The organism is Cohnella laeviribosi DSM 21336, assembly GCF_000378425.1.
Lineage (GTDB): Bacteria > Bacillota > Bacilli > Paenibacillales > Paenibacillaceae > Cohnella > Cohnella laeviribosi.
The window spans coordinates 1-15,892 of record NZ_KB899866.1; the positions used below are offsets into that span (position 1 = coordinate 1).

Sequence of the window (15,892 nt, forward strand, 5' to 3'; positions counted from 1 at the left end):
AATAAGCCGGACGATCCGTTCCGGGTCAGCCGCCGGGCGGCCGGTACGTTCCGTATACAGCGGCGCCACCCAATCATGGATGATGGAAAAATCAAGCGCTTCGTTCAGTTGGCGCAGGATGTGTTTTTTCGGCACGAGATCATCCATATTCACGAATTGGAACAATTGCGGCTGGATGGCCGACGACTTATGGGCTTTCATGCTCATTCACTCTTTCGATCGTTTTGTTACTAAAATAAATTCGATAAAACCATGGGAAAGGCCTGCTTATACGGACTTTTTCACCGGACTTTTAGACTGCTCCGCATGGATGATCTGCGAAGGTGTGCCCTCGAACACCACCTGGCCGCCCTTGCTGCCTCCGTCCGGTCCCATATCGATGATCCAATTCGCTTGGCTGATCACATCGAGGTTGTGCTCGATGACGATCACCGTATTACCGGCATCCACGAGGCGGTTCGTGATCCCCAGAAGATGATCGATATCTGACATATGCAGGCCGGTCGTCGGCTCGTCCATCACGTAGATGCTGCCCTTCTTATGCAGCTCGCTTGCCAGCTTGATGCGCTGGCATTCCCCGCCCGAGAGCGTGCTGAGCGGCTGGCCGAGTGTAATATAGTTCAGACCTACATCACTCATCGCCTGGAGCTTGCGCACAACCGCTTTTAGCTGAAAAAAATCCAATGCCTGCTCCACAGTCATCTTCACATCGGCGTCGAGCGCGGAGAGTTCTCGCCTGAAATGGACATCATGGATATCTCCAGACTTGCAGCATCCTATCAGGAAGGCATTATGCCCCATTCCATCACCGGCGGTACCGAAAAGGCGAACACCCGAATGCAGGTTGATGCCCTGGTGGAATATTTGAAAAGCCTGCCACGTACAAAATCCGTTAAAGAGTCATATCAACGGGAGGAGATTGAATGAAGGCGCTTTTTCGCAACCCGGCGTTCTGCAAGTTGTTTTTCGCAGCATTTGTATCCCAGCTGGGAACGGTAGTTGGAAACATGGCATTCGCCTACTATATGGTTGACAGGTACAGCGAAAGGCCGTCGTTGGCCACTACGGCAGAGCTGATGTACTCGCTGCCGACCTTGGCGGTGTTCTGGATCGTCGGCGTGATTGCGGACCGGTTCGACCGTAAGCGGATTGCCGCCTATAGCGACTGGATTCGGGCGGGATTGACCTTGCTGTTTCTGCTTTTTGTTCATTATGACTTGCTATTTCTCTGTTTTCTGGTGCTATTTCTGCGCAGTTCGATATCCAAGTTTTTCGGCCCCGCCGAAATGGGACTATTGCAAGGAAGCATCGACCGGGACCAGTATGTTCAAGCCTCCGGTCTGAATCAAATGGTCATGGGGATGTTTATGCTCTTTGGCATGAGCTTGGGAGCAGCAGCCTATCATTTCATCGGCATTCAAGGGGCTATCATCGTCGATGGGCTCAGTTTCTTATTATCCGGTCTGCTGCTTGCCTGGGGGGATTTCCCTGAACATGCCCGTACTCCAAACGGAAAAAGCCTCATTCGCGATCTGCGGTTTTCCCTTCTCCTGAAAGATTTTTTGCATGGCCTTCGTTATATTGTGGGAAATCGGCTGCTTCTCGTGCTTATTAGCGGTTTTCTGTTTTTCGGCATTGTAAATGGCGTCTTCGCCGTCCTCCCCATCTTTGCTATGAAATATAAGCTCAGTCCCGATCAGTACGTCGTTCACTCCTCACTTATTACCGTCTTTCTGGGCATCGGCTTTCTTCTCGGCAGCCTCCTTGGCCCTCATCTGATCCGACGTTTCAAGAGAGCACCGATCCTCATATCCGGCCTGTTTATATCCAGCCTTCTGGTCGGGGGACTTGGCCGGGCCGGGCGGGTTGAAGTCTATTTTATTCTTGTATTGTTAGCGGGAATAGCGATCGCTCCTATAAATATCGCGCTTGGCAGTTGGATGCCGGAGCTTGTCTCCCCTCAAAATATGGGACGTGTCAATTCTTTGATCGAGCCGGTCATGATGCTTGGTCACTCACTGGCCTTGGGAGGCATCGCCTTAGCCTTTCCGGTCTGGATATCCATAACATGGTTGCATTATATACTGGCCATTTGTACCGTAGGAGTAAGCTTCTTCTATTTAGCTGCGCTCCCTCCCCTGGCCCGCAAGAGCTTGGCTCATGCGACGGCCGAACGAGCGATCGCCAAGGGGGAAATGTCTAAATCCCATAAATGAAAAAAGCCGCTATCTCAACGGCTTCAAATGGGATGATGTTCTTGTCTTAACTTTCAATAGCCGCAGGCTGTTGAGTGTCACGATCAGCGTCGCTCCCATATCAGCCAGGATCGCAAGCCATAAAGTCAGCCAGCCCGGCACGATAAGCACTAGCGCAAGCAGCTTGATGCCTAAGGAGAACGTCACGTTTTGTTTGATGATCGCAAGCGTCTTTTTGCTTAAGCGGATCGTGTAAGGCAGTTTTCGCAAATCGTCTGCCATCAATGCGATATCAGCCGTCTCCAGCGCAGTGTCGGTACCCGCACTCCCCATCGCAATGCCGACGGTGGAAGCCGCAAGCGCTGGCGCGTCATTCACTCCATCGCCCACCATGGCCACGCTAGGGTAGCTTTGCCGCAGCTGCTTGATGTATTGGAGCTTATCTTGAGGCAGCAGCTCCGCTTTAACCTCGTCCACACCCAACTGATTTCCTATGGCGTCAGCCGTCGCTTGGTTATCGCCTGTGAGCATGATCGTCTTTTGAACCCCAATGGAATGCAGCTCTTCTATAACGGCTTTGCTCGAATCGCGTACGGTGTCGGCCACCGCGATGAAGGCGAGCACTTCTTGCTGCGTCCCCAGTACCATAACGGTTTTTCCCTGAGTCTGCAGCGTACGGATTCGCTCGCGCGCCGTATCGATGATGCCAGATCTTAGTTCGTCAAAGAGCTTTGGGCTACCGATAAAATACAGCTGGCCGTCTACCGATGCTTTGACGCCTTTGCCTGTGATCGATTGGAAATCATCCACCAAAAGCGGTAGATCGGCACCCATTTGTTTGGCTTTGCGCACGATGGCCGAAGCCAACGGATGCTGGGATCTTCTTTCGATTGCTGCGGCAATCGAAATCAGCTCGCTTTCGCTACGCCCGCCAAATGCGACGATGTCCGTCACTTCGGGAAATCCCTTGGTTAACGTGCCCGTTTTATCAAAAGCTACCGCCGAGATTCGTCCCGCCTCTTCGAGATGGATGCCGCCTTTGATCAGCACACCGTTTTTGGCCGCATTGCCGATAGCGGTAACGATGGAAATGGGGGTGGAAATAACCAGTGCGCAAGGACATCCCACCACAAGCAGCGACAATCCACGGTAAATCCAGTCTCCCCACTCCGCGCCCAATAGCGGCGGAATGACAGCGATCCCGATGGCCAGCGCCATAATCGCAGGTGTGTAATATTGGGCGAACCGGTCCACAAATGCCTGAGATGGCGCTCGCTCGGCCTGCGCTTCTTCTACGAGATGAATGATTTTGGAGATCGTCGTGTCTTCAACGCGCTTCGTCACTCTGATTTCAAGCAAGCCTTCCTCGTTGAACGTGCCGGCGAATACTTCGTCGTTTACGGTTTTCGTGACCGGAACCGATTCTCCCGTAATGGCCGCTTGATTGATCGTTGACGTCCCTTTGATCACAACACCGTCCATCGCAAGCTTTTGCCCCGGCTTGACGATCATCACGTCGCCAACTTGAATCTCATCTACACTCACCGTCAATTCTGAAGAACCGCGCCGAATCAGCGCTTCTTTGGGCGCGATGTTCATAAGCGAGCGGATGGATTGGCGCGCCTTTTGCATAGAGAAGCGCTCCAACGCTTCGCTGACCGCAAAGAGCACCACGACGACAGCGCCTTCGCCCCACTCCCCAATGGCAGCGGCTCCGATAATGGCGACCGTCATCAGCGTGTTCATGTCAAACTGCAGCCGAAACAGATTTCTGATCCCTTTTTGAAAGAGTTTGTAACCGCCGATCAACATGGCCGCACCAAACGTCAGAGCAGGAAGCATGCCCGCTTCCCCGTAAACTGAAGCAAGGAGATATCCTGCGGCCATCAGCATTGCCGAGAGGAGCGCGTTCCCGTTTTCTTTCCAAAACGGTTCTTTCTTTTCGGTGACCCGTTGTTTTTCCGGAATTACCTTCAAATTTTCAAAGGCGCCGGCTTTTTCCAACTCTTCTATGGTCGCATTTCCAATAACGGTAATTTTGGAGGCTCCAAAATTAACCTGCGCATCCGCTACTCCGGGCAATTTTTTTACGTTCTTTTCAAAAATGCCGGCACAATTGGTGCAGGTAAGTCCTTGTACGCGGTAAACTTGTTTCTCATGGTTCGCCGCCTCATGTTGTCGCATGTGCCACCCACTCCTTGCTATGGGTTGAAGCCAGTTGAATGAACTGTCGGACGCGATCGTCCTCCAAGGAATAAAATGCCAGCTTCCCTTCCTTGCGGAATTTGGCCAATCCAAGCTGCTTTAACATTCGCAGATGATGCGATGCGGTTGCCAGCGAGGATCCGATGATATTGGCCACGTCGCATACGCACAGCTCATCTTCCTCGAACAAAGCAAATGCGATTTTCATGCGGGTTTCATCGGCCAGCACTTTAAACGTCTTAACCATGCTTTGAATATCGTGTTGCCGCAGAGCATCTTGTACTTTGCGTACTTTTTGTTCGTCATAACAATAAACTTCGCAGCTGTCTTTCATGCCGTACCCCCATACAATCAAATGCCCGTTTGATTATTAGGAGCGTATCATAACGAAATGATTCAGTCAAATGTTCATTTGATTATAGGCTTCCCCTTACCGAATCGTTCCATTCGGCAGCCCCTTACGATTTCGACTTTTACTTTTTGGAGAGCGGGTTTGATCGCCGCAATGTAATTCCCGACATGGCTTTTCCTGTGGGCTTAATTCCCGTTAAAACGATTTCTTTATTCATGTGATCCCTCCTCGTGATAAATAAAAAAGGGGCTCTCGTCCTGAAAGGACGAGAATCCCCGTGGTACCACCTTCATTAGCCCGCATCTATGCGTACTCTCTTCATCATCGCAACATTTGATTATGGACTCGATCCGCATCGCTGTTCTGTCAATAAAACGAGATTTCTTCATAATCGATTTTGCCGATAAGCTTGTCAATCCCGTTGATCCGCGAAGCGTCCAAACGTTTCAAAAAGCCGATCAACCGCTTCTGCCAATCCGGCTCCGCATCCTCCTTCTGCCGGATGATGGACAGAAGATCGCCGGAACCGTTTCGCAGCTCCTCGTAAAAGACGATCTTCGCCAGGATCGCCAGCTCCATGTCGCCGAAGGATGCGTACAGCGCATCGTATTCATCTCCGTATAGGCAATCGCTTTCCAACATATCCAAATAATCGTGCAAAGAGAAAAAATTCGATTGAATGAGCCGGACTTTCTCCTCCTTCGTTTCGCTGCGGATGATTTCGTCAAGCAATCTGCGCAGCCGGACATCGCTCATCCTGTCCCCCGCACGGAGTGAGAGGACGACAGGCTGGATCTTCTCTTCCATGTCCGTAATGATGACCGCCTGCAGGTTATGGTATTCTGCGGCGTTGACGATTCGCCGTATCAGATTTTGGCCGCATTCATTCATATAGGCTACGGTCTTGGGATCGAGGATTTGCAAGTTGTGCTGCAGCCGGGTCATGGCTTCGCGAATCATCTTCCGGATCTCGGAAGCGTCCGCATAAGAGAACATGCGTTCCAACCGTTCAAATTGATAGGGCGAAATCCGGATTTGGCCGGCGTCTCCCCCGGACAATACGGAAAATAGAGCGTTGTTTAGCACCAATTCGAACATGTTGAACAATTCAATCCGATAATCGAACCGGCACACGCTCCCGAAGTTCTCCAGCAACCGGAGCAGGTCTTCCCGGGCGAATTTGAAACAAAACCGGTTCTCGATTTGCAGCCGCTCCAAGTACTGCTTTATATAAAAGATGCCCTGCAGACGCATGTCATCCAGCGCCAAGGGGTAATCCATGCTGGCCATCGTGTTATGAGCGTCGAATAGGATACCGTACTTTTTCAGAAAGATAGGCAGCGATTCCTCGATCGTCGTGTTGTAGGCTTCGACCGGAACGTCCAGTTTCTGCCGTTTGACTTCGTTGTAGAGCCGTTTGGTTTCTTCGAAGCATTGCCGGACGCGTTCGACTCCTTTTTCGTACAAGTCTGCGATATCGCCTGTTTTTAAGCAGAGAATCGCCTTGTCGTGGTTCTCTAAGCTTGCCAAATAAGCATCCACTGCATACAGCACGGAGGCCAAAATGTTTTCCGCCGTTTCGGTGGTTACGGAAGAACTTTTACCTTGCGTATACCGTCGGATCAGATCCTGCAAAATGAGCAGCAGCCGATTCTGGATGACGTACGCTTCCCGATTGTCCAAAAGGCCTGCGCGCTGCCCTTCGTTCAAGAGAGACAACGTATACTGGTTTCGTTTTAACCCTGAGAAATGGATTTCGCTTTGGGGAATCGGCAACCGGCTGTCGTTTGCCTCATGGCCAAAGTGATCAAGCTTCATTCGTCATCCTCTCCTTCGCGCAGCAACTCGTCGCGCATGGCTTCGATTCTGAAATCCGCCGCGAACTCTTCAAGCTTGCTTCTTAACAGTTCTAAAGAACCCCCGCATTCGTTGTCGAAGCAATCTTTCATGATCCCGATCAGCTTGGCGTCGCCGATCTTGTCCTCGGTTTCGTTTTTGAGAAAATAGAAGATTTCGTGCAGTTCATTGAGCGTGGATGCGTAATGATCCTGGCGGATATGCGGCGATTCGGAGAAAACCTCGATGATTTCCTTTGTCGCTGCTATCCCCAATTCCAACCGCCCGTAGCTGTGCAGCACCCGATTTCTTTCCGCCAAAAGCTGTTTGATTTCGTCGGGGGCAAGCGTCAGTCCGAACGGCTGCGTCTTCTCGTTCAGCTCAAGCAGCTCGATCAGATGCTGCTCCGGTATCGACAAGCTCATGGAGTTGAAGAGGCGGGACAGGTTCATGCGGCTTCCTCCCGTCGGAATGGATGGCGTTAAATTGTCTATTGACTTTTTCGTGAATTTGTGATATAATGAAATTTAATGAATTTATATTTTAGTTCGGACATTATATCACCCTTGCTTCGTGGTGTCAACACATACCGATATGAACAAAAGCCGTCGTCCTTTACGCACGTAGAGGCCGGCGGCTTTTGTTCGGGGCGGCTGTGGCGGTCACCTTTTTTCGCGAATTTCTTTGCTAATCCGGTCAACGACTGCTTGTACGCTTTGAATTCCCAGGTCTCCTTCCCCGCGTTTTCTGACGGCTGCAGTGCCGGAGGCGGCTTCGTTTTCCCCGAGGATCAGCATGTAAGGGACTTTCTCCAGTTGCGCCTCGCGGATTTTGTAGCCCAACTTCTCGTTGCGCCCATCGATCTCCACGCGTATCCCCGCCTCGCTCAACGCCGCCTTCACTTGGAAAGCATAGTCAAGATAGCGATCCGACAAGGGCAGCAGCTTCGCCTGAACCGGCGCGAGCCAAAGCGGAAATGCGCCGCCGTAATGCTCGGTTAAAATGCCGATGAAACGGTCGATGGAACCGTATACGGCGCGATGAATCACGACCGGCCGATATTTCCGGTTGTCTTCGCCGATGTACGACAGGTCGAACTTCTCCGGCATCTGAAAATCCAGTTGGATCGTCGCGCACTGCCAGCTCCGCTTAAGGGCGTCCAAAATGTGAAAGTCGATTTTGGGACCGTAGAAGGCTCCGTCGCCTTCGTTAATCCGATACACGATGCCCAACCGGTCCAACACATGCCGTAGCGCCGTCTCCGCTTGGTTCCACAGCTCATCGGAGCCCATCGAATTTTCCGGACGTGTGGACAGTTCGATCCTGTACTCGAAACCGAACACTTCATAGACCCGGTCGATCAACTCGATCACGCGGGAAATTTCATCTTCGATCTGGTCCGGTCTTACAAAAATATGCGCATCATCCTGGCAGAACGTACGCACACGCATCATCCCGTTCAAAGCGCCCGAAAACTCATGGCGGTGCACTTGCCCGAACTCGGAAATCCGGATCGGCAGTTCGCGGTAGGAATGCAGACTGTTTTTGAATATCAGCATGTGTCCCGGACAATTCATCGGTTTGAGGGCGAATTTCGTTTCATCGGCTTCCGTAAAGTACATGTTTTCGCGGTAATGATCCCAGTGGCCCGACTCCTCCCACAGCCTTTGTTTCATGATGAACGGCGTGCGCACTTCTTCATAATCCCGTTTCTGCTGCATACTGCGCAAAAATTGTTCAAGCTCCGTCCGGACGATCATTCCTTTGGGCAAGAAGAATGGCATCCCGGGCGCTTCTTCGGAAAACATGAACAGTCCTAGCTCTTTGCCCAGCTTCCGGTGATCGCGCTTTTTGGCTTCTTCAAGGCGTTGCAAATGCTCGTCGAGCTGCCCCTTTTTCGGGAATGAAGTCCCGTAAATGCGCTGAAGCATTTTATTTTTGGCGTCCCCGCGCCAATAGGCTCCGGCAACGTTCATCAATTTGAACGCTCTGATGCGGCCTGTGGAAGGAAGATGCGGTCCGCGGCAAAGGTCGCTAAACTCACCCTGCGTATAGACGGTGATCACGGCATCTTCGGGCAGATCACGAATCAGCTCCAACTTGAGCGGCTCTTCGCGTGCTTCGAACATTTTTATGGCTTCTTCGCGACTGATCACGCGGCGGGTGATCGGCAGGTCTTCCTGCGCGATCTTTTCCATCTCTTTTTCGATCGCCTCAAGGTCGTCGTTCGTGAGCGGCTTCTCCATGTCGATGTCGTAGTAAAACCCGTCTTCGATAACGGGGCCGATTCCGAGCTTGACGGCCTTATCCCCGCAAATGCGCTTAATGGCTTGCGCCATCAAATGCGCCGTGCTGTGGCGGCAGATGTCCAGACCGTCGTTGCTGTCCAGCGTAATGATTTCGACGAGCGCGTCCTCTTCAATCGCCCGGTTTAAATCGACCGGCTTGCCGTTGATTTTTCCTGCCACCGCTTCTTTTTTCAGTTTTGCGCTAATGGACGCCGCCACCTGCTCGATTGTCACGCCGCGTTCGTATTCCCGAATCGTTCCGTCGGGAAGCGTCACTCGTATGGCCATTCGAAACCCCTCCGTTATGATGATTTGATTATTTGAACGCAAAAAGCGCACCTGCCCGCAAGGGACGAGTGCGCTCGTGGTTCCACCCTTATTCGATCCGCAAAGTCGCGAATCCTCATTCCATTCGATAACGGGAATACCGGCGAAGCATACTCTCAAGGATCAACCCTGATTTCCAGATCGCAGCTACAAGGCGGTAAATCCTTAAGATACCGAAGAGGCTTTCAGCCGATGGCCTCTCTCTGAGCGGATCTCGTTAAGGATGCGTGTCCTTGATTCCAGCTTTTATTGTTTCATATCATAACGCTTGGCGTTTGTAATGTCAATAACTTCCAATCGGCCATGCTTTCGGTCAAATAAACGCGTCGAGCACAAGCACGCCCGCAAATGCAATGAACGACAACAGCGTCTCGAGCACCGTCCACGTCTTGAACGTTTCTTTGACCGACAAGCCCAGATACTCCTTTACCATCCAGAAGCCTGCATCGTTGACGTGCGAGAACATCAGGGACCCCGCGCCCGTCGCGATCACGAGCAGTTCCAGATTGACGCCCGACATGTTGGCGATGATCGGCGATACGATGCCCGCAGCCGTCGTGAGCGCCACCGTTGCCGAGCCGGTTGCGATCCGGATGAGGCCCGAAACCAGGAAAGCCAGCAAGATCGGAGAAAGCGACAGGTTTTCCGATATTTGCGCAATTGCGCTTCCGACGCCGCTATCCACCAGAATTTGTTTGTAGCCGCCGCCGGCGCCGATAATCAGGACGACGGAACCGATCGGCAACAAGCATTCTTCGACCAGCTTTTGCAGCCGATGCTTGTTCGACCCGAGCCGGTAACCCAGAAAAATGAACGCGACAAAACAGGTAATCAGAAGCGCAATGACCGAGCCGCCGATGAAGGAAATGAATCGGTTGACGACTTCCGGCAAATGGAAGATCGGCGCGATAACCGGGAGCAGGATGAGAAGGACCGGAAGCAAAATGATGAAGAAGGATATGCCCGTGCCCGGCAGCTTCTTGACTTCTTCCGCTTCGGCAATCTGAATGGCGGGTTCTTCCGACGGAACCACGCGCTTGCTCACCCATTGGGCAAACAGCGGGCCCGCGACGATAGCCGGAGGGATGGCGATCAGCAGCGAGTACATCAGCACCTTGCCGAGGTCGGCGCCGTAAATCTGAATCGCCGTCATGGCTCCCGGATGCGGCGGCACCAGACCGTGCACGATGGAAATGCCCGCCAAGACCGGAAGGCCAACGAGCAGCAGATTTTGTTTGGTCGATTTACTGATGGCAATCGCAAGCGGCAACAAAACGACAAGACCCACTTCGAAGAAGACGGGAATCCCGATAATGAAGCCGGAGAACAACATCCCCCATGGCATGAATTTGGGTCCGAACAAGCGTATAAAAAATCTGGCGACCTGCAGTCCGGCTCCGGAATCGGACATCATTTTGCCGAGAATGGTTCCAAGCGCCAAAATCCCGATCAAATGGCCCAGGACGCTGCCTACTCCGCTTTCGTACGCGGCAACGATCTTGTCCATAGGCATGCCGGACATGACGGCCAGAAACAAGCTCGCTACCGTCAAGCTGATGTATGCGTGCCATTTCCACCAGGATACGCCTAAAATTACGATCACAATCGAAAGCGCCGTAATGACTAAAAGATACGCGTTCATTCCTTTTCCTCCCCCTATTCCTCGCGACTTGCTTGTTGCGCCGTCATCCGGATCCGCTGCCAAACAAATCGTCATTCACTCATGCTGTAACCGCTTTCGCAATGCGTTTCGAATGGCTTGCCCTTAACGGACAAGTGCCATGCCGACTCCGTTTGCCTACCTTACGACGTCCGAGGTCTTATCCGACATCGCCCGAAACACCTCGGCTTCGGTCGCGATCGGCGCATCTCCCGCTACCGTATGCGCCAAAATAGCGGCGGCAGCGGCGAAATCGACCGTCAGTTGGGCCGGAAAGCCTTGCGCATCGCCGTGAATAATCCCGCTCGCATAAGCGTCTCCCGCGCCGATGCGGTCATAGACGGAGAACGTCAGCATCTTGGAGAAAACGAACGCGCCATCTTTGTACAGGTAACCGGTCAGCGAATGTGTATTGTCGCGGTTCACCGTGCGGTGAGTGCCCGCCGCAACCGCGATGCCGTAGCGGCTTGCCACCTGCGGAATGAGATCCTGAAGCTGTCCCATACGGTCCGATGCGGACGTTTCCATGCCGAGGATCAACATCGCGTCCTTCTCGTTCATCAGGACCATATCGGCCAAATGCAGCATGTCCTCATAATGCGGTTTGGCTTCGGCATAGCCGTTCGGTCCCCAGAGCGAAGGACGATAATTGCAATCGAACACCACTTTGCCGCCCTGCTTCTTCACTTCGGCTGCGAAGGCCTTCATATGCGCCCGCACCGCATCGTTCATCGCCAGCGTGATGCCGCAAAAATGCGCATAATCGAGCCCTTGCGCAATCGCGGCAAAATCGTACGCATCCGGCGGAGCGGTGTTGAAGCTGCTCCCCAACCGGTCGGTATAGGTTACGCGGCTGGGACGAACCCCAAAGCCATTTTCAAGGAAGTACATGCCGATAAATTGGCCGCCTCTTTGGACAAAAGACGTCGTAATGCCGAGCTTCCGCAAATAAGCCATCGCCGCTTCGCCGACCGGGTTGTCCGGGATCCTGGAGACCAAATAACCGGTATGCCCGAAGCGGGAGAGAGCGGAAGCGATGTTCACTCCCGTCCCGCAGAAGGAATACTGCAGCGTATTGGCCTGGGCGAGCGTTTCGTAACCGGGCACCTGCAGACGCATCATGACTTCGCCGAAAGCCGCAATCCGCTTAGCCATGGCGGTCGACCAGCTTTTTCATTTTTTCGTACAGCTCTTTTACATCCTCGACGATCGTCTTGCCCGAAGCTTGATCGATGATAGACGAGTAAACATGAGGAATCACCTTCGGCACGCCGGCTTCAAGCGCGATGCCGACAATTTTCTCGAAATTGGACTTGTCGATGCCGCCCGTCGGCTCGAGCGCGAAGCCTTCTTCGCCGCAAGCTGCCGCTACGGCGCGGAATTCATCTTCCAGTTCCAGCCCCTTCATCGGGAAATATTTCAGGGCATTGCCGCCCATATCGCGCACGAGCGCGATCGCCGCTTTGACCGGAACGACGGCATGCTCCGCGTGCGCGGCGCTGACCGGCCCGGTCGAGATGTTGACATAGCCGGGACGGCCGCTCGGCGATACCAGGCTGTTGATCCAGCCGTCGCGTTCGCCCAGATTGGCGCGCGTCGCTCCGACTGCGGTAAATACCTGGTTGATATGCGTGCCCGCGTAATGCTTGGCGATTTCCGCCACAACCGCCGCCTGGCGGCTGTCGCCTGCGCCAAGGCCGATCGAGACGGCGTTGTCGATGGCTTCGCCATATTGCCTCATGGCGATGACGGCTTCTTCGGCGTTCGGGTAATTTTTGGACAAGACGCCGACCACAACATGGCCTTCCGCCGCTTCGAAGACCTCCTTGGCGTTGTCGGTGCTGCTTGCCAGCACGTTAAGCGCAACGCGGCCTTTATACAGACGTTTTTCCATATTGGACATCCTGGTTCCCTCCTACAATTTCGCGAATTCTCGCGGCGATGATCTCGATGTCGTCGCCCATCAACGGCCGCGGATCGATATCGAAATGCCCTTGGCGGACCCCGTAATCGCGCGTATAGATTGCGATATCGCCCTCGCGCAGCCGGTCGTTCACCGTCTTGGCGGAGATGCCCGCCACGCTTTCGTCGATATGGATGCGGCCGCGGTAGATGGCTCTGCCGGCCTCGTCCTGCACGACGGTCACCTTGACGCCCGGGAGGTCGTTCAGCGGCATAAGCGCTTGAAGCGACGCCTTCTCTTCTTCGCTCTTATTCGGCTTCACCATGTATTCGTCCAGCGCCTGAAGCAAGCCGAATATCGTTTCCTTGCCGACTTTCATGCTGCGGCCGATGCCGTGAAGCTGAACCTTCAGCCATTCCACATACTTGCGCTTGCCGCCTACGATGCCCGACGTCGGCCCTTCGATCGCTTTGGAACCGCTGTAAATGGCCAGATCGGCGACTTGGACATACTTGCGGATGTCCTCCTCGGCGGCCGCGTCCACGATCAGCGGAATGCCGCGGCGCTGCGCGATCTCCCACGCCTCCTCTACCGTGATCATATTTTTCTGCACGCAATGATGGGATTTGACATATAGAATGGCGGCCGTACGGTCCGAAATCGCGTCCTCGATATGTTCTTTGCGCCCTTCGTTGGCATAACCGACCTCAACTACACGACCTCCGCCAAGATAAACCATCGTCTCGACGGGAGCCCCGTACTGAACATTATGGCCCTTCAGCATAATGATCTCGTTCCTGTCGATCGGCTCCTGATGCAGCCGAAGGCTTTTGCGGCGATCCCCTTGCGTCACGACAGCCGCGACGGATAGCGCGATGCCGCTGGATGCCGAGTTCACCACAACCGCCGCCTCCGAACCGAGCACCTTGGCGATGTAATCGCCGGCCTTGTCGACGAGATCGGCAATCTCCACGTACTGCTGGCCGCCCTGCTTCATCGCTTCCATGACCGTATCGGACGGAGCCGAAACGCCGAGAATGCTCATGCGGCCGCTCGCATTGATGACCCTTTTCAGTCCGTATTTAGCATTCAATGAATTCGCCATTCGTAATCGCTCCTTTTGCTTCGATATAACGGTCCGTCTCGCGGCGCTCGCCCTCCGAATCCACCAGGGTCAGTTTTCCGCGTTTCACTTCGAACAGCGTCAGATTGGCCTTGTCGCCAACCTGAATCCGCCCCAGCTCCGGCTTGCCCAGCCAGCTTGCCGCCCGGGACGTGACCGCCGCAACGGTCTCCTCCAGACTGTAACCCAAGAGCAGGAACTTGGACAGTACGTTCGACATGCTGTACACCGGACCGTTCAAGCGGTTGCTGCGGTAAATGTCGGTGCTGATCGTATCCGGCGCAATGCCGCTTCGCTTTGCGGCCTCGGCAACCTTGAACGAGAAGCTCGCCGTGCCGTGTCCGACATCGAGATGAACGCCCCGCCGAATCGCCCGCAACAACTCCGGCAGCGGCCGCCCTTCCGAATCGAACAGATTGTTCGGCTTGCCGTTCAGGTAATGCGTAACGATGTCCCGCTCTTGCAGCAGATTGATCACATCCCGGACCGCCGGCGGCGCCGAGCCGATATGCACCATCAGCGGAAGTCCCGTCCGGTTCGACAGTTCCCTTGCTTTGCGCAGCGGTTCAATGCCGTTGTCTCGAACGACGCTGCGGCTAATCCGGGCCTTGAGCCCGACGATCCGGCCGCCGTGTGCCCGCAGCGTTTCCAGCACCTTGTCGGCATCGATCCACTCCAGCCTGGACAGTTCATCCACCCGCTGCAGCCCGATCCGCGAAATGTTCAGAAAAGCAAACAGATTCGTTCGCGCCTTCTCCGCGCTTGCGGCAAGATCGGCAAAGCGGTCCGCTCCGCAGCTCCCTGCGTCCACGATCGTCGTCACGCCTTGTTTGACGCCAATTTCATCGATTTCGTCGCCATAAGGGTCAAATTCCGGAAACGCATGAACATGCATGTCGATCCAGCCGCTTGATACATAAAGTCCCGATCCGTCGATCTCCAGGCCGCCGGAGCGGGTGCCCGCTTCGGCCAACTCGGCGATGATGCCGTTCTCGACGACAATGTCGATCGGCCGGCCGTCAATCAGCTTCGCTTGCTGCAGCACGATTTTTTCCTTCACGCCAGCACCTCCACGTTCTTCAAGCAAGCGTCGACATCAGAATAGCACACCTCTTTGTTCCAGTAAATATAACGTTATAATGTTTATAAGTTTAAAAAAGCACGGCACTTCATTCGGCTAAAAAACGGACTGCAGGAACGCTTAGCGAATCGTAAAAGCACGCCGTTTTCACGACAGTTAACCTTACACATATTGCCAAGTGCTCTTGAGTCATCGCCTGTGAATCCGTTTTACAGCCCGCGATGAACACATTACTAGCTTATCATATTTGATTCCGTAAGTAAATATAACATTATAATGTTTCGTCGGACGCATTACGCCGCATTATAAAAACCGGGCCGGTTGCCGCTCGAACGCGACGAGCCAATCGCCTTGTATTGCCGCGTATCCTTCGTCCCCTTCCGCGACCAATCCGTATAACCCCTTCGTATCCAGAAATTCGCGTCTGTCGCCGTTGTCGAATTCCAAAGTAATGTAATAATACGTTCGGGACGACACATGATGAGTTATAGTCCCTAGTAGTGGTGTAAAATGGCACCGAGCTTCTTGACAAGGGAAGCCACGGTATGATTTCTACTAAAGTGAAGTGACGCGACTCACCTTTAGAAGGAGGATCAAACCGTGGCTTCTATAGATAGAATGTCACTTTTGGAGCTTTTACGCAAATCCGGTTCTGACGGTGATGTGGATTTTTTAAAGGAAGCCTTGAATGTTCTTGTTCATTCCTTGATGGAGGCGGAAGTAGCGGCCCAGATCGGTGCCGAGCGTTATGAACGAAACACGGAAAGAACCAACCAGCGGAACGGTTACCGGCAACGGGAGTGGCATACCCGGGTCGGCACGCTCGATCTGAGCATTCCGAAGCTTCGCAAAGGCAGCTATTTTCCCTCCCTGCTTGAACCCCGGAAGCGTGCGGAAAAGGCATTGCTTTCCGTTGTACAGG

At 53.6% G+C, this 15,892-nt stretch carries 14 protein-coding genes and 2 pseudogenes; 3 read left to right on the plus strand and 13 right to left on the minus strand.

Annotation, left to right across the window (positions count from 1 at the left end):
• Together F560_RS23925 and F560_RS0120860 are read right to left on the minus strand one after the other, a co-directional pair.
• A partial coding sequence (locus tag F560_RS23925) for a transposase (RefSeq protein WP_019007675.1) occupies positions 1-201 on the minus strand: 201 nt, incomplete at its 3' end.
• 66 nt (positions 202-267) lie between these two features.
• A pseudogene (locus F560_RS0120860) lies at positions 268-708 on the minus strand (ATP-binding cassette domain-containing protein); the annotation flags it as partial.
• Between the two features lie 33 nt (positions 709-741).
• Here F560_RS0120860 and F560_RS25770 point away from each other — a divergent pair.
• A complete protein-coding gene (locus F560_RS25770; RefSeq protein ID WP_019007677.1) occupies positions 742-927 on the plus strand; it encodes a hypothetical protein in 186 nt (61 codons plus the stop codon).
• Positions 924-2,216: an MFS transporter gene (locus F560_RS0120870; RefSeq protein WP_019007678.1), complete on the plus strand. Its 1,293-nt coding sequence runs from the start codon at positions 924-926 to the stop codon at positions 2,214-2,216. Before F560_RS25770 ends, F560_RS0120870 begins: the two co-directional genes overlap by 4 nt.
• Positions 2,217-2,225: 9 nt before the next feature.
• On the opposite strand, the gene F560_RS0120875 is transcribed toward F560_RS0120870, so the two are convergent.
• The 11 genes and pseudogenes from F560_RS0120875 to F560_RS23930 form a co-directional block, all read right to left on the minus strand.
• The gene (locus F560_RS0120875; RefSeq protein ID WP_019007679.1) at positions 2,226-4,379 is read right to left on the minus strand and encodes a heavy metal translocating P-type ATPase; all 2,154 of its coding nucleotides are present in this window, start codon (positions 4,377-4,379) and stop codon (positions 2,226-2,228) included.
• Positions 4,366-4,734, minus strand: a complete 369-nt coding sequence (locus F560_RS0120880) for an ArsR/SmtB family transcription factor (RefSeq protein WP_019007680.1) — start codon at positions 4,732-4,734, stop codon at positions 4,366-4,368. The genes F560_RS0120875 and F560_RS0120880 overlap by 14 nt, the downstream gene beginning before the upstream one ends.
• Before the next feature lie 384 nt (positions 4,735-5,118).
• Positions 5,119-6,570, minus strand: a complete 1,452-nt coding sequence (locus F560_RS0120885) for a DUF6179 domain-containing protein (protein WP_019007681.1) — start codon at positions 6,568-6,570, stop codon at positions 5,119-5,121.
• Positions 6,567-7,040 carry a DUF6323 family protein gene (locus F560_RS0120890; protein ID WP_019007682.1) on the minus strand — a complete coding sequence of 158 codons (474 nt, stop codon included), beginning with the start codon at positions 7,038-7,040 and terminating at the stop codon, positions 6,567-6,569. The genes F560_RS0120885 and F560_RS0120890 overlap by 4 nt, the downstream gene beginning before the upstream one ends.
• A gap of 210 nt (positions 7,041-7,250) precedes the next feature.
• Positions 7,251-9,164, minus strand: a complete 1,914-nt coding sequence (gene thrS / locus F560_RS0120895; protein WP_019007683.1) for a threonine--tRNA ligase — start codon at positions 9,162-9,164, stop codon at positions 7,251-7,253.
• Positions 9,165-9,516: 352 nt separating this feature from the next.
• Entirely contained in the window at positions 9,517-10,845 is a 1,329-nt protein-coding gene (locus F560_RS0120900; protein WP_019007684.1) for a GntT/GntP/DsdX family permease, read from the minus strand.
• A gap of 156 nt (positions 10,846-11,001) precedes the next feature.
• On the minus strand, positions 11,002-12,018 hold the full coding sequence (locus F560_RS0120905) for a sugar kinase (RefSeq protein ID WP_019007685.1): 1,017 nt from the start codon (positions 12,016-12,018) through the stop codon (positions 11,002-11,004).
• Positions 12,011-12,766: a 2-dehydro-3-deoxy-phosphogluconate aldolase gene (gene dagF, locus F560_RS0120910; protein WP_019007686.1), complete on the minus strand. Its 756-nt coding sequence runs from the start codon at positions 12,764-12,766 to the stop codon at positions 12,011-12,013. The genes F560_RS0120905 and dagF overlap by 8 nt, the downstream gene beginning before the upstream one ends.
• Entirely contained in the window at positions 12,738-13,871 is a 1,134-nt protein-coding gene (locus tag F560_RS0120915; protein WP_019007687.1) for a DgaE family pyridoxal phosphate-dependent ammonia lyase, read from the minus strand. The genes dagF and F560_RS0120915 overlap by 29 nt, the downstream gene beginning before the upstream one ends.
• Positions 13,849-14,949 carry an amidohydrolase/deacetylase family metallohydrolase gene (locus tag F560_RS0120920; protein ID WP_019007688.1) on the minus strand — a complete coding sequence of 367 codons (1,101 nt, stop codon included), beginning with the start codon at positions 14,947-14,949 and terminating at the stop codon, positions 13,849-13,851. The genes F560_RS0120915 and F560_RS0120920 overlap by 23 nt, the downstream gene beginning before the upstream one ends.
• A 324-nt stretch (positions 14,950-15,273) precedes the next feature.
• Positions 15,274-15,444: pseudogene (locus F560_RS23930) on the minus strand (DUF2500 domain-containing protein); the annotation flags it as partial.
• A 126-nt stretch (positions 15,445-15,570) separates the two neighbouring features.
• Between F560_RS23930 and F560_RS0120930 the strand changes: the two are divergent.
• Positions 15,571-15,892, plus strand: a 322-nt coding sequence (locus F560_RS0120930) for a transposase (protein ID WP_211214138.1), incomplete at its 3' end; no start/stop codon positions are given.